Below are 13,188 nucleotides of genomic sequence, written 5' to 3'. Positions count from 1 at the left end.
TTATTATCTTCGTGTATTCCCCCGAATAATAAGGTTAGCGGCCAAAATCGGGGTAACGGTCATCAAAAAGATATACGAAAGATACAAAAACTCAGCGAACTTCAGCCAACTTTAGCCTTCAGCGAATACGATATTTTCAAACAGTACGAATCAAGTTTTCACCTGAGTGAACTAGGGCGGCTTTATCGGAGTATTCCATTTTCCGAGCTGGCAGTGTGTATATCCCACACATTAATATGCCTAATAACTACCCTTACTCGGTATCACATGCCTTACACCACCTCTAGGATTTTCCATGTCGCCAGAATAACGCGGGATTAGATGACAATGAAAATGAAAGACTGTTTGTCCGGCAGATTCACCGCAGTTCATGCCGATATTGTAGCCATCAGGAGTGAACTCAGATTCTATTAAGGATCTAGCCAAACCAATTGCATTATCTAGGTCAGCTTTCTCATTAGGAGTGAGTTCAAAATAATCAGTACGAAGTGCTTTGCTAATAATTAATGTATGGCCAGGGCTCACTGGAAATCCATCCCGGATCAGGAAGAAATGTTGTGTTTCTCCGATTTGTTTGTCGGTTGGTAGTTCTAAAAAGTTTTTAATACTGCTCATAGCTTAAATTTCTCTAGAGATTATTCTCATTATTAAATAGAGTAGGAGTGTGTCGGTGAAGAGATCGAAACTGCTAAACTATTTTGCTGCACCCGATTTTATCATTTTCATAGACTCATCAATTACTTTCATAGAAAAATCGATAGATGAATTCACTTCCTCATTTGGAATAACTAAAGGTTTTATCTCTGCTCTTGGGAAATCCAATTTACCGACGAGTTCAGGTAGAAGAATTTTTATCTTTTCATCATTTAGGTCAGTGTAATCTATAAAAGTCCAACCTTTAACCCTAGGTTCTTTTATCGCCATTAAAGTCGCATACCGAATCATTTTTTTCGTGCTGTCTGGTATACCCAACACAATTAGCTGTGGGAAAAAGCAGTATTCAATATTTTTCACTTTGGCAATATCTCTGTCTGTGTAATTGATTACTGAATCTACGGTGATATTCTGTTTCTTTATCTTTGCTAAACTATTTTTAATAAGCTTCAAAGCGTTTTCCCTTCCGCCCATCGGTCTAATTAGCCTTGGTGACATCAGATTTACAATGGCTTGGGCGTTGTAGGAAGTTGATGCTGCCGTCATCTTTGCTAGCGCATTTTTAAGCTCCGGATCTTTTTGCGCATAACTATGCGTAAAATTGACAATGATGGCGATTAAAATTAATAAAAAGGATCTCATGGCGTTTTATTATGCTAAAAATTTCCAGGCAGTTCAATCCAGGGTTCCCATTCGTGAATGGAATAGGAGAGTGCTAGATTATACTGCGCTTGTAGAAAGATACGTCTTTTTTCTTTTGTCTTGCCTGTTTGATTTATAATTGTTTCGGCTAATGGATGTTTACTTTCAATATAGAATTCATTTCGATTATACAGTCGCTCTAGGTAGCGGCGATGCGGTACCCTTGCACTTTTATCACCATTGATCTTTGGGTCTGCTAACACCAGATTCCAGACGCCATTAATATTTGCTTCTTCTGCAGTATGGGCTTTTTTGTTGAGATGCGGTAGAAAGTGATCCACTTCGCAGATATTCTCCGATCCTTTGTTGACAAAGATATCTTGGTAGGAGTAGAAGCATTTGCCTTTTTGGTAACCGTTTAATGCGTCTCTTACAGAGGTGATATCAATACGACGCATTAATGAATCAACGAACAATTCCTGTTTTAGAGAATCATGTTTGACTTCTAATAGGTTAGGATTTATCTGCAAGTTCCAGGCGGTTTCGACCAGGTGCCATCGCGCGTCAACTTCTTGTTCTAAGTTAATGAATTGAAGTGTCTCTTGCAGCTCGAAGATGTTGTCCGTTAGAATGATCTCTTTTCTTCGGTCAGCATAGTTTTTTTGATAAAAAGGGTCTTTGATAATGTCGCCATTTACATTTTGAAATGCATCGACTACGTTGACAAAACCGAATTTAATTGTCGTTTGGATCAACTGATCTTCACTGATCCGGCCAGCAATAAAATCGCGACAGGCATTTAAGAATTTGCTTGAGGAAGAATTACCCTGCTTATCACTTTTCCGCAGATGTTCGACAATATTCCTTGAGAAGGGGCCTGCTAAGTCTTCCAGCAACAACGAAGATTTGCCAGAAGGCAATAACTCAATCATTGCCTTGGCAAAGGCAAACTTATATGTCGCCGAGTTTTTGCCAAACAATATGATCGCTCGCCATTGCGATTCGAGACTGGGGTCGTTTATCTGAAATTGCGTCGCCAATGCTATTTTACTTGAGAATACGTTTTAATTAATACTTGCGCAATTGGAATATCAGCAGGAGCGAGTTTCCAGTTTAATAGATCGATAACCTTTACCCATTTAAGCTGATCGTGATCTGTAGACGCAACCACAGTACCGCTAGTCTCGCAGATGAAAGAAATTAATTTGATAGCAACTTTATCGTAATGATGTACAGTATCAAAAAAATGCTGTTTAATTTCGACCTTCAAGTGGAGTTCTTCAATCAGTTCACGCAGTAACGAATCTTCGTGAGACTCAGCTTCCTCAACCTTTCCTCCCGGAAATTCCCAATAGCCACCTAAAGATTTTTCTTGCTTCCGTCGACAAATCAAAACAAGATTGTCTTTGAATATAATCCCGCAAACAACTTTAATGATAGCCATGTGATTCTCTATGATATTTAAGATTCTTATTATTTATTTTGTGTGAAGGATGTAAGAATAATCTGCCTGAAACTTCTCCAATTAACTCTAAGTCCTCCTGAATTGAAAAGCTACCACGATCGAACATCACGTGATGATTAGGACAAAGACAAAGAAGATTGTCCGAACTATCATGTCCATTATGAGGTGTTCCAAGCGGTTTAATATGTGCGCCTTCGGCGTAATGACCTGATTTAGTAGGCACAGCAAACTGACATACTTGACATTTAAAATCATATAGCTTTTTAATGTCATGAGCTATTTTTGTATCTCTTATGATTCTTACGATAGAACCTGCTTTTCTTTTGGTAGCCTCGTTAGAAATCTTTAGCTCGACCTTTTCAGCTGTATTCTTTAGTTCGCTTGTTCCTATATAAAGGAGTTTAAAGCGACAGATTTTAAAACCGCTTTTTCCTACTTCTTCCCAAGCATCGACGACACTATACAATCCCCCATAGGTATATCCTTTTTCAGGAGAGTAAGAAGATTTATGAGTATATCCTCTAATAACTCTAACCGGAAGACCTTCATCCAGGCTTTTCAGTAAACCCGCATTTCCTCTATTCTTCCACGATTGGTCTTCAACTTGTTTCCCTGTATTTTGATCATTTCCACCAGCACCAGTGTAGATGATTTCCTCACCATTGTCTTCATCATCCTCGTATCCACCAGATAGAACAATTGCTGCAGTGCCTGTAGTGCCATTCCCATCAATTCCCGCTCCCCAGTTACGATGAAAGCTCGTAGGCATCATTTCTTTTCGTCCTTCGAACCAATGTCCTTCAGGGATATTGGGTATATCTCCAAAAATTATAGGTCTTGTTGCCATGATTTCTTTTCTCTTCTAAATTCCCATGGAGCTATAGCATTTTGCTGCTTCCATAAACCTCTTTTTTCTATTTTGGCTAGATATTCAGCCTGAGCAAATTCCTCCGAATGATCGAAATGTTTATAGTGCCATGCCAATCCTTCTCTCAGTAGAGCGAGATTTATATTTATAGAATCTTCTGTCCAAACTACACCAACTATTCGTTCATATTGATCCTTATCTTTGAAGTTTACTGTAACTATTTTTGCAAAGCATAGTTCTGCGGTGTATTTCTTCGCAACATTTCCAAAATCCTGCCCATTTTCTGGACAATCAATTCCATATAGTCGAATACGTATTTGCCTTTTACTTGAATCTAATACGGTTATAGTGTCTCCATCTGAGATTCGAACAACCTTTCCTTTAATTGTTTGAGAAATACAGATAAATGGGATCAGAAACCACAAAATTGAAATAATCCGCACCATAATAAATCTCAAATAAGTTGATTTTCAAGTTTTATAGACTTCAATTCAGACTTTATAATTCGGTTCTTTTTACCATCTTCATTATTAGATCTTGTTATTTCAATCGTCAAAATCACTTGGTCATGAGTAGGTCCTTTAAAATCAAATAATTGTGAAATATTAGTGTAATTAAATGCCTTCTTTAAAAGACCTAGATGTCTTATAGAGTATTTATGCCTTTCTGTAAGATTCTCGACATTCCCAACGAAACTTACAGCGACTCCCATTCTCTTACTTAATTCTTGTTGTGTCCAACCATTTTTTTCACGTAACGATTTTATATGAATAATTAATAAATAATCGAGATGAGACATCTCCTTTTCAACGATTTCAATTACTTGTGCCATTTTGATTTTTTTAAACCAACATGTTGGTTTTGTGAAGTAATATTTCTATATTTGTATCAGTAACATAAGCGACAAAAGGGGTAGGTTTTATTTCTACCATTACGATGTCACTCATACAAGAAAACCGCTAATTTTTCCCTATGAGTAGATCGTGAGCTCGCTATCTATTGGAATTTTCTATATTTGTAGATATTCTCCAATAGGGCGGGTCTCATGTAAGTCTTTAGGGAACCACGATTCTTCGTGGGGGCTCTTAGCGGTGCCTCTTGTAAAGCATTGAGATTCGCCCTATTGGTTTTGTTACCAATACGAGTCTATTTTAGCCTTGAGTTACATCGTTTTAATAAATAACCAAAATGGATTATGACAAAACGATTCAAAGACCGCCAAAAACACCAGGCTTACCTCAAGGAGGTTAGCATTCGGTTTTCCTATTCAATTCTAATAAGTAAGATTATTCCAGGGCCAGAATAATCGGTTAAAAATATAAAACCAAAATAGGGGATAGCGGCATCCGCATAATAGTTTGTGCCGAATAGGTATTCACTAGAAAGGCCCTTAGACTAGGTTTTCCCGATCTGTATTCGATACACTACACCCTTAATTTTGTGTAATTAATAAATTGCTCTTACGAGACTTCTAACACCTTAAAAGTAGCATTTTATTTTTAAACAACAAAATTAAAAACTATAATTTTGTATTGGTATTCTATACTGATAAGGTCGGGTTTTTTATTTCTTTCCGAGAGGAAGTGCCATAATGACCCCTATAGATGACTTGTAACCAATTTTTGGGCACTTTTCGGATTTGTTAATTTTTATTTGTTGTATCAGCAGTATTTAAAAAATACTGCAAATGACAACCCTTTTTAAACTCGACAAAATCGAAAATGGGGAAGCTATGCTCTTTTCACTAGATAGAGCGGGGCTCAAGTCATCTTTATTGAACCTTAAAAATGAATCAAAAATATTCAAATGTGCTAGCCTTAGAACTAGCCATATACCAAGTACACGATCAAGATTATGATCCTACGGATAAGATCACTGATTTTTGGAAAAAGTATGATATCCGTACCATCCAGAATACCATCTCTTTACTACTTAAGAAGTCAGCAGACCGCTGGCCTAATGAAAATGTATTAGAACTCTGCCATAAGCAAGTGTTCGGATTTGACCTATTAGCGGTATTGATTGCTTATTTCCACGTGCATAAAGATTATGTGGACATGAGCAAATTAGATTTTTCAGACGCTGAAACAACAGGTTTTAGTCTGGATGAGCTGGAGATCACCAAGCGGATCCACGAATTTTTTGGACGAATAGTAGACTAACCTTAACAATAAGTAGATGACAAACAGATCAAATCTGATGTCTGCCTTATTGGATAAGGTAGCACATCTGGTGCCTATAAATGGCGCTGGAAAAAATAAATTAAAAAAAGTTCAATTCGAATGGGATAAAAAGTGCCCCTTCGATTGTATAGTATATAGCTTGAGGCGGATCATGTCGGCATGTACCCCTGTGCCGATGCCAAGGAGCGTAAAGGGTGTGATACAGTTATCGCTGAATCTATACTTTTTAGTTTTCAATGCTATTATTTGTCTTTCAAAGGCATTGAAGAACAAACATGCCCTGCTTATTCTGGCATGTTTGTTTCATATGTTTAGTTTATCGGCTCAGACGCCCCGCAAGGACAGCGGGGCGGATGGGTTGTTATCCATCAGCGGTATTGTGGTATCGTCTGTCGACGGTAAGCCGATCCAAGGAGTTTCCATCCGTGTCGAAGGTGAAAAGGGGAGAGCCTCTTCTAATAAGGATGGTTCCTTTTCACTGCCAGTCGCCAATCCCAAAGGTACAGTTTCGTTCTCTCATGTGGGATTCAGGCGTTTAGAAACTTCATATACTGCCGGAGTATCAATAAATGTAAAATTGATACCGCTGGAGAATCAATTGGAAGAGGTGGAGGTGGTCTCTACGGGATACCAAAAGATTCCGAAAGAACGGGCGACAGGAAGCTTTGTGCAGGTAGATAATGAATTATTGAATAGGCAGCTTTCGGCTAACCTCTTGGATAGGTTAAATGGTGTCAGTAGTGCCGTCCTTTTTGATAAAAGTGCTGTATCTAATACCAATCAGGCCGGTATATCCATACGGGGACGCAGTACACTATTTTCCAATGACGAGCCGCTGATCATTTTGGATAACTTTCCTTACTCAGGGGATATCAATGCAATCAATCCTAATGACATAGCATCGATATCTATACTCAAAGATGCTGGTGCTGCTTCGATATGGGGCGCGCGGGCGGGGAATGGTGTTATTGTAATCTCCACAAAAAAAGGAATTAAATCCAGCGTGCCGCAGATTAATTTTGTAGCTAATTTAGCTTTAACAGCGAAGCCTGATCTTTATTATCCTGCACAGATGACCTCTTCAGAATTTATTGAGCTCGAACGTTTTCTATATGAGAAAGGTCGGTACAATACAATTATAAATAACGGCTATGGGGAGATTTCGCCAGTAGTAACACTGCTTGAAAAGGAACGCAAAGGTGAAATTTCGCAGTCTACCTTAGAGCAAAATCTGCTCGATCTGAGCAAAACCGATACCCGAAATGATCTGGAACGTTGGTATAGGACAGCACTAAGGCAGCAATATGCGCTAAACCTTCGTGGTGGATCGGATCGTTATACTTATTTTGGTTCGTATGGCTACGATCGGGATCAGCAAACATTGTCCACTGATAACAACCGCCGGCATAGTTTTAATTTTAACAGTTCATTGAAATTGGCAGATCATTGGCTCAACTTGACCAATTTTATCCAATTCAGTGATCAACTGAGTAGAAACAATAGCCAATCATTTACGCCTAACTATCCTTACTTGGATCTGATCGGAGCTAGTGGCGAGGCACTGGCTGTAAGCGACGGCACACTAAATATGGCTTATGCTGCCAATCCCGGTAGTAACCAACTATTGGATTGGTCATATCGGCCTTGGAACGAAAATAATACCAATTACAGCGCCGCGACACAAAGTATACGGATTGGCGCTGGCCTTGAAATAAAACCTTTTGATTGGCTGACCGGTAAAGCTGAATATATGCTACAACGCAGCAATAGCCAGAATGAGCTCTTATACGGGAAGGATTCATACTATGTACGAAATATGGTTAATACCTATAGTCATTTAGATCCTTTAAAGAATACCCTGATAAGACCTGTTCCCTGGGGAGATATGTTGGATCAGACTAGCTTGAATACAGTTTCTAAAAGTTTTAGGACTTCATTGACGGTAGATAAGTGGATTGGTAGAAAGCACAGTATCAATGGGATATTAGGCTGGGAAATCAGGGATGATAATGCCTCACGGTATAGAAATTATTTTTATGGCTTTAATGAAGAGACAAGAGTAAATCAGAATGCAGCCATAGACTATGTTTCTACCTATCCTTTTTGGTATGGAAATGGAAGTGGCCGCATTCCAAATAACGATAATAGTACAGCAAGTGTAGATCGCTTCCTGTCTTATTTCTTTAATGGTAGCTACTCGTATGACAACAAGTATATACTCTCCGTCAGCGCAAGAAAGGATGAATCCAATTTATTCGGCGTAAAATCTAATCAGCGGGGTGTACCACTATGGTCTGTTGGTGGACGGTGGAATGCGATCAATCACTCGCGTAGTGAAAGAAAACTGCTGAGCCGACTGGCGCTCCGGTCTAGTTTTGGCTATAGCGGTAATGTCGATCGTTCGCTTTCTGCTTATCTAACGGCTCAGCCCTCGGTGGGGCTGACTCCTTGGAACGCGAATAATCTGACCGTAGTCAATCCACCAAATCCTTCCCTAAGATGGGAAAAGGTTAAAAATTGGAATATGGGACTCGATCTGGCCTTATACAATGATGTTTTGGAATTGACAGCGGACTATTTTATCAAGGACGGACTGGATTTGATGGGGACATCGCTGCTCGCGCCGCAGACAGGTGTTACGCAATTTAGAGGAAATACGGCCAGCACACGGACGCAGGGGCTGGATCTCATATTGAAGTCGATATTGAATTTTAATAAAGTGAAATGGACAATGAGCCTGCAGCCTAGCTTTATGCATAGTAAGGTGATTAAAAACTACGTGGGCAACCGAACCAACGCATCCATTGCTTCCAATAACAGAGAAAATCCACAAGAAGGCTATCCTTATTTTGCCTTGTTTTCTTTTCAATGGGCAGGGCTTGATGGCATGGGTAATCCACAGGGTATTAAGGATGGACAACCAAGTATTGACTATGCATCATTGCTAAATGCGAATGATCTCGGGCAGCTGATCTATCATGGCTCGCTATCACCAACTAGTTATGGAAATTTTTTGCATACCATCAATTATCGCAACTTTAATCTGTCTTTCAATCTGGTGTATAAGTTTGGCTATTATTTTAGACGGAATAACGTATTTAACGGAAGCAGTGTAAGTTATCGGCAGGAGGGATTCTCGGACCGATGGCAGGAGCAAGGGGACGAAAATGCAACTTTCATTCCCTCGCTCAGCTATCCTTTGAATAATAATCGCGGTACATTCTTCAATCTTTCGGAAAGGCTGGTTGAACCTGCAGATCATATTCGGTTAAAGGATATTCGAATTGGCTACAGTTTTAGTCAGCTTCCTGCGGGAATAAAAAGCCTTGAACTGTTTGGTACGGTGACCAATGTGGGATTGTTGTGGAAGCGTACTAAGGTAAGGCAAGACCCTGACTTTAATAATATTATACCAGCTCCTAAGATTATTCTATTGGGCGCTAATCTGAACATAAATTAACTTTTAATGCTATGAAAAAGCGTTTTATATATCTACTGTTTAGCCTGATCATGTTTTCATCCTGCCGCAAAGATTTTCTTGATATGAAGCCTAGTTCTTCAATCGTACAGCCAGCCACATTGGAGGATATGGAAGGGCTGCTGGAAAACTACGGCGTCATGAATACGATATCTCCAGCTTTGGGACAGCTCTCTAGCGATGAATATTTTATCGTCGATCAAAAAGCTTGGGAAAGCACGCTGACACAAACCGAAAGACGGGCCTATGTCTGGGAAAAGGATATTTACAATGGTGATATCAATATCATGGATTGGAATAAGCCTTATGCTGCTATTTTTTATGCCAATAACATTATTACACAAATGAGTAAGCTGTCTTCTGTAAAGGATACTAGGCGCTACAATAATTTACTGGGTTGGGCTTACTTCGCTCGGTCGTATGCTTACTATGAACTTTCACGTAATTTCTGTAAGTATTACGATGTCAATACAGCAAATGGAGATTTGGGCCTTCCCTTGAAGCTTTCGCCCAATGTGGACGAAGTAGTACAACGATCTACGCTAGAAGAAACGTACAAATTGATATTGACTGATCTTGAAAAAGCAACTCAGCTATTGGATGCCAACGATTATATTGCTAAACGAAACCATGCTTCAAAAGCCTCGTGCTACGCACTCGCGGCACGGATAATGCATGCAATGAGAAATTACTCACAGGCCTTACTATATGTGGATAGCACACTTTCTATCCATAATAATTTGGTGGATTACAACACGGTAAGCCTAAGTAGCCAAACGCCATTCACCTATGTCATGGACGAAGTGATCTACTTTTCAACGCAGGTAAATAATTATGCCGGTACAACGGGCTATCTCAACCGTACTGCAATAGGAGTGGACAATCAGCTTATCGGAATGTATGAACCAGATGACCTGCGAAAAGAGGTTTATTTTATGAAAAACAACCTCGGTAATTATAATGTTAAGCGTGGTTATCTCGGCGGCGGATCCTATCCGTTTACGGGGCTGGCTACAGATGAAATGTATCTCATCAAAGCTGAGTGCCTTGTGCGGTCGGGGAAAGATGAATCTGCAATTGAAGTGATGAATGACCTTTTGGTCAAGCGCTACTCAATAGGCAAATACAAAGCAATCGAATCCACGGATAACAAATTATTGTTAGCACTGATCTTGGACGAGCGAAGAAAAGAATTGGTGTGGCGTGGGCTGCGCTGGACTGACATCAAACGCTTAAATAAAGAGGGGGGAGGAATCGAGCTCAAGCGACAACTGGGGGATAAAAACTACACATTATCGGCCAATAGTAGCCGATACGTATTTCCTATTCCTGACGATGAGATTGCTTTTAGTCATATTATCCAAAATGAACGTTAAAAACCATGAGAACGAGGAGAAATTTAAATATATATACCTGCATGTTGATTTTATTGGCATCGGTGACTGTCGCAAAAGGACAGGTGAAATTTGTCATCCCACAATTTACATCTACGCAGGCTTCTGATTCTATCATTTTATATACTGCTCACGATTACCTTACACGGGGTATCGAGGAACCGTCGAATAAAAAAGTCTGGAAATTGTCCATAGGGAATAAGTTTTCATTGGATCTCGGTCAGGAATACAGTTTCCTTGTTATCCAAAATGAGAGATTTACAAATAGGAACAGACCATTATTGGTCAAAAATGGTCTGGAAATTTATCTATCTATTGATTCTACGGGTAGGATATCATTGGCAAAAGGGCAGTCTAAATTGGTCGAATGCCAACTAAAATTTGAACAACTGTCGAAATATCCTAGATCCAAAAATATTAAGGCAACGAAGAAGGATGTAGACAATCTTCTTGACGCAAGAAATTATAACCGTAGTCGAATGGATTCTATTCTAAGTGCCTACGCGCTATACCTTTCAGAAGCGGAAAGAGAGATGTTAAGGGGAAATTGTGCTGCGGGTATCGATTTGGCACTTTTTTCTTTTTTGGGCCACATAAATTCTGACAACGATATAATAGCATATGCATATAACATGTTTCAGCAAATTGTGCAAGACAGCATTGGGACACATTACGAAGAAAAGTCATTTTTTCCAGCTTTAATCGGCTATTATAATTTTGTCCGTGAGGTCAATGATCTTAAATTCAAAAGAAGCTTATATGGACAGAAATTTATCTTTAAGGATCTTTATAATCAGATAAAAGCAAAAACAATAGGGGTCGTCAGGGATCGTGCAGTGACGGAATGCATACTTAAGGAAATCCAGTATGATCAGTTTCCAATTGATTATCTGGATAGCGCGCTCGTGTTCATGAAAGACAGTGTAAGTAGAATGATGATATTGGCTCAAAAGGAAAGTAGGGCAATAGGTAAAAGGATATATCCTTTTGCGTTTGAAGATGTCAAAGGCCGAAATATAGGGTTGGACGATCTCAAGGGAAAAGTTGTTGTGATCGATTTTTGGTTTAATGGATGCTTGGGCTGTGCAAAATTAGGAGAAGCAATGGAGGATGTAATCGAAAAATTTCATGCGGGAAATGTAATTTTTCTGAGCGTCAATGTTGATAAGAAGAGAAATAATTGGATAAAAGGTATAAATACTGGAATATATACTTCTCCATATAGTCTAAATGTTTATACCAATGGACTTGGAAAGAATCATCCATTTCTATTGAATTATAAATATCGGTCCTTTCCTCAATTGATGATAGTGGACCGACATGGTAAATTGGTAACGACCAATGCAACCAGGCCATTCGGAGATGAAAGGAGAGAGGAATTAATAACGACAATTGAAAATCTTTTGAAATAATACTTTATGAAAAATCGTATTATCGGAACAAAGCCCAGCATTAAGCTGGGCTTCGTCACGTAATTACGTACAGTAATTTCGCGTTTAAACCAAATTAGCGCGTATAGCTACCGGAATCGTTGCTCTCGTAAGTAATCTGGCTGCTGATGCTGGGATCATTTTGTGCATCATCCCAAGTAAATCCGTCTGGAATTGTGTTGTCTGTTCCGACAACACATTTTGGTTCCATAAAAGATTCACAGTTGGCAGTTTCATCTAATGGCCCGGTTATTTCGAGGTAAGTTTGAGAAACTTCGTCGTACCCATAAAAATGATTTGCCAATTTTTTATCAGCTTTAACCGCTGTTGTAAACGACTGCGTCAATATCGCGCCGCCTAGCAATGCTACACCCAGTAGCACTTTCCCATATTTTTTGATTTTTTCCACGGGATTAAATTTTAAATGTTTATAATTTTGTTCTTTTGAGGGCGTAGAGTCCTGCTATCAGCCATATAATATTAAAGGCGATATGAGTTTTCCAGCCCATTGCTTCGATAACACCACCACAATGACAAAGCTTTTTCTCTGCAAACATGACCATCAGACTAAGGTATATGGTAAACACACCCATTAATACTATCGATGCCCACAGTGCGGAGCGCTTTACCCAATACACAGGGATAATTAACAGTACAGCCAGCGCAATCTCCAAAGAAGGGATGCCATAGCCGATCGCTTTCGCATACTGTCCTAGATGGGGGATCTTACTATTGCCTTTAATGAAGGTGGCCATATTCATAAACTTGGCCCAACCCGTGTACATATACATAAAGACATAACCATAGCTAATCAGATCAGGTAAGCGAAAATAGATCCAGCGTGCGATCCGGCGGATTAAACTACCGCGTTTTGTGGAGCCCGCAGGGTGATCCTGTTGATATGCTGAAATATTGAAGCGCTTTTCCATAAGCTTGTACATATTGTTGTTGTATCTTTTTGGTTTTCTGCGGAGCCACCTGCCCATAACAGATGGGTTTCCTGGTTGGTCTTGCTGCTTACCGGCATAGCGGGAATAAGGCAAATTTTCTTTTGTACTGTTTCATAACGTTTGT

The 13,188-nt window shown here is 39.5% G+C and carries 13 protein-coding genes; 4 read left to right on the top strand and 9 right to left on the bottom strand.

What is annotated here, in order from left to right; genetic code table 11:
* Nucleotides 1–240 precede the first annotated feature (240 nt).
* The 7 genes from ABTV71_RS17320 to ABTV71_RS17290 all read right to left on the bottom strand — a co-directional run bounded on the left by ABTV71_RS17320 (nt 241) and on the right by ABTV71_RS17290 (nt 4,461).
* Nucleotides 241–615 carry an HIT family protein gene (locus tag ABTV71_RS17320; RefSeq protein ID WP_433900443.1) on the bottom strand — a complete coding sequence of 125 codons (375 nt, stop codon included), beginning with the start codon at nt 613–615 and terminating at the stop codon, nt 241–243.
* A gap of 78 nt (nt 616–693) precedes the next feature.
* A complete protein-coding gene (locus tag ABTV71_RS17315) occupies nt 694–1,296 on the bottom strand; it encodes a hypothetical protein (RefSeq protein ID WP_433900442.1) in 603 nt (200 codons plus the stop codon).
* 14 nt (nt 1,297–1,310) lie between these two features.
* Complete coding sequence (locus ABTV71_RS17310) at nt 1,311–2,336, bottom strand: hypothetical protein (RefSeq protein ID WP_433900441.1); 1,026 nt, start codon at nt 2,334–2,336, stop codon at nt 1,311–1,313.
* A gap of 2 nt (nt 2,337–2,338) precedes the next feature.
* Nucleotides 2,339–2,740: a (deoxy)nucleoside triphosphate pyrophosphohydrolase gene (locus ABTV71_RS17305; RefSeq protein ID WP_433900440.1), complete on the bottom strand. Its 402-nt coding sequence runs from the start codon at nt 2,738–2,740 to the stop codon at nt 2,339–2,341.
* A complete protein-coding gene (locus ABTV71_RS17300; RefSeq protein ID WP_433900439.1) occupies nt 2,727–3,608 on the bottom strand; it encodes a YDG/SRA domain-containing protein in 882 nt (293 codons plus the stop codon). Before ABTV71_RS17300 ends, ABTV71_RS17305 begins: the two co-directional genes overlap by 14 nt.
* Nucleotides 3,590–4,087 (bottom strand): thermonuclease family protein, encoded by a 498-nt coding sequence (locus ABTV71_RS17295; RefSeq protein WP_433900438.1) that lies wholly within the window; start codon nt 4,085–4,087, stop codon nt 3,590–3,592. The genes ABTV71_RS17300 and ABTV71_RS17295 overlap by 19 nt, the downstream gene beginning before the upstream one ends.
* A complete protein-coding gene (locus ABTV71_RS17290; protein WP_288062906.1) occupies nt 4,084–4,461 on the bottom strand; it encodes a helix-turn-helix domain-containing protein in 378 nt (125 codons plus the stop codon). Before ABTV71_RS17290 ends, ABTV71_RS17295 begins: the two co-directional genes overlap by 4 nt.
* 955 nt (nt 4,462–5,416) lie before the next feature.
* Between ABTV71_RS17290 and ABTV71_RS17285 the strand changes: the two genes are divergently transcribed.
* The 4 genes from ABTV71_RS17285 to ABTV71_RS17270 are packed head-to-tail and all read left to right on the top strand — an operon-like array spanning nt 5,417 to nt 12,096.
* A complete protein-coding gene (locus ABTV71_RS17285; RefSeq protein ID WP_433900437.1) occupies nt 5,417–5,791 on the top strand; it encodes a hypothetical protein in 375 nt (124 codons plus the stop codon).
* A gap of 16 nt (nt 5,792–5,807) precedes the next feature.
* Nucleotides 5,808–9,272: a SusC/RagA family TonB-linked outer membrane protein gene (locus tag ABTV71_RS17280; protein ID WP_433900436.1), complete on the top strand. Its 3,465-nt coding sequence runs from the start codon at nt 5,808–5,810 to the stop codon at nt 9,270–9,272.
* A gap of 11 nt (nt 9,273–9,283) precedes the next feature.
* Nucleotides 9,284–10,666 carry a RagB/SusD family nutrient uptake outer membrane protein gene (locus ABTV71_RS17275; RefSeq protein WP_433900435.1) on the top strand — a complete coding sequence of 461 codons (1,383 nt, stop codon included), beginning with the start codon at nt 9,284–9,286 and terminating at the stop codon, nt 10,664–10,666.
* 5 nt (nt 10,667–10,671) lie between these two features.
* Nucleotides 10,672–12,096: a TlpA family protein disulfide reductase gene (locus ABTV71_RS17270; protein ID WP_433900434.1), complete on the top strand. Its 1,425-nt coding sequence runs from the start codon at nt 10,672–10,674 to the stop codon at nt 12,094–12,096.
* A gap of 94 nt (nt 12,097–12,190) precedes the next feature.
* On the opposite strand, the gene ABTV71_RS17265 is transcribed toward ABTV71_RS17270, so the two are convergent.
* On the bottom strand, nt 12,191–12,523 hold the full coding sequence (locus ABTV71_RS17265) for a hypothetical protein (RefSeq protein WP_433900433.1): 333 nt from the start codon (nt 12,521–12,523) through the stop codon (nt 12,191–12,193).
* 19 nt (nt 12,524–12,542) lie between these two features.
* On the bottom strand, nt 12,543–13,055 hold the full coding sequence (locus ABTV71_RS17260; protein WP_433900432.1) for a DoxX family protein: 513 nt from the start codon (nt 13,053–13,055) through the stop codon (nt 12,543–12,545).
* Nucleotides 13,056–13,188: the final 133 nt, after the last annotated feature.

The organism is Sphingobacterium puteale (assembly GCF_050986225.1).
Classification (GTDB): domain Bacteria; phylum Bacteroidota; class Bacteroidia; order Sphingobacteriales; family Sphingobacteriaceae; genus Sphingobacterium; species Sphingobacterium puteale.
Note: the sequence above shows the minus strand (reverse complement) of the source record. Positions and strands in the feature narration are given on the sequence as shown.